Below are 1665 nucleotides of genomic sequence, written 5' to 3'. Positions count from 1 at the left end.
CGTGCGCAATTGCCTGACGGCAAGTTGGGCGAATTAGTCGATTTAGTGTCAACCATTGGTTTTGGTGCAGATGCCAGCCAAGCACGTGATATTTTAGGCCAAATTTATGAATACTTTTTAGGCCAATTTGCCAGTGCCGAAGGCAAGCGCGGCGGCCAGTTCTATACCCCAGCCAGTATTGTAAAAACCTTAGTGGCCGTGCTTGCGCCACATTCAGGCAAAGTGTATGACCCGTGTTGTGGTTCGGGTGGGATGTTTGTTCAGTCCGAAAAATTTATTGAAGCACACGGCGGCAAATTGGGTGATGTGTCGATTTATGGCCAAGAGTCCAACCCAACCACATGGCGACTGGCTGCCATGAACCTTGCTATTCGGGGTATTGAGTTTAATTTAGGCCGCGAACCTGCCGACACCTTTACCCGCAATCAACACGCTGACTTACGCGCTGATTTTATTTTGGCCAACCCACCATTTAATATTAGTGATTGGTGGCATGGTAGCTTAATGGGTGATTCACGTTGGGAATATGGCGACCCACCACAAGGCAACGCCAATTTTGCATGGTTACAGCACATGTTGTATCACCTTAAATCGACAGGCCGAGCAGGGATTGTGTTGGCCAATGGTTCAATGAGTTCAACACAAAATAGCGAAGGGCAAATTCGCCAAGCAATGATTGAAGCCGATGTGGTGGAAGTGATGGTGGCTTTGCCAAGTCAATTATTTTTTAACACCCAAATTCCTGCTTGTTTGTGGTTTTTAGCCAAACAAAAAAACACACGTAAAGGCGAAGTGCTGTTTATTGATGCGCGTAAATTAGGGCAGATGATTAGTCGTGCTCAACGGGAAATGACCGATGCCGATATTGCGTTAATTGGTGACACGGTGGCTGCTTGGCGTGGTGAGGCAGGGGCAAAAGATTATGCAGACGTTGCTGGCTTTTGTCGTAGTGTGCCTTTGGCAGAGATTGCCGAGCATGGCCATGTGTTGACCGCAGGACGTTATGTGGGTGCGGAGGAGGTGGAGGATGACGATGAAGCCTTTGCCGATAAAATGCAAAAATTGACCGAAAAATTAGCCGAGCAAATGGCAAAAGGGGCAGAGCTAGACCAAGTGATTAGGCAAAAGCTGGCAGGGCTTGGGTATGAATTTTAATCATACATTAATTTTGATTTAAGAAAATATATTGAGGAGACAATCATGAGCATGATTCATGCGGAAGTTCCCGATGGCTTGTTGCAGCAAGCACAATTATTAGTACAGCGAGGCTGGGCTAATAACATTCAAGAGTTAGTTAATGAGTCTTTACGGCGTTATATTGAGTCTCATCAGGAGGCATTAACCGAACAGTTTATTCGTGAAGATGTGGAGTGGGGCTTACACGGTGATGACTAAAACTATGCGGTCGGTGATTATCGCTGATGCAGGTCCACTTATTCATTTAGATGAATTGGGTTGTTTAGATGTATTGACCTGCTACCCCGAGGTGTTGTTGCCTGAAGCCGTTTGGCAAGAGGTTATGCAGCATCGGCCACAGGCTTTACAACATTCTTTGGTTAACTTTAAACAACAACAATTAAAGATCATTTCGTTACAAGTGGAAGCCTTAGTGCCGTTATACACCGTTCCATAAAACTTATCAAAACCTACTTATTGTAGAACAAA

The 1665-nt window shown here is 45.3% G+C and carries 3 protein-coding genes; all 3 read left to right on the top strand.

The window, feature by feature from the left end; all coding sequences use genetic code 11:
- The coding region (locus Q0212_RS03190) for an SAM-dependent methyltransferase (RefSeq protein WP_297922114.1) at positions 1–1155 on the top strand (1155 nt) is incomplete at its 5' end.
- A 45-nt stretch (positions 1156–1200) separates the two neighbouring features.
- Entirely contained in the window at positions 1201–1395 is a 195-nt protein-coding gene (locus Q0212_RS03185) for a hypothetical protein (RefSeq protein ID WP_297922111.1), read from the top strand.
- On the top strand, positions 1385–1633 hold the full coding sequence (locus Q0212_RS03180; protein WP_297922108.1) for a hypothetical protein: 249 nt from the start codon (positions 1385–1387) through the stop codon (positions 1631–1633). Before Q0212_RS03185 ends, Q0212_RS03180 begins: the two co-directional genes overlap by 11 nt.
- Positions 1634–1665 lie beyond the last annotated feature (32 nt).

The organism is uncultured Agitococcus sp. (genome assembly GCF_937920075.1).
Taxonomy (GTDB): Bacteria; Pseudomonadota; Gammaproteobacteria; order Pseudomonadales; family Moraxellaceae; genus Agitococcus.
Note: the sequence above shows the minus strand (reverse complement) of the source record. Positions and strands in the feature narration are given on the sequence as shown.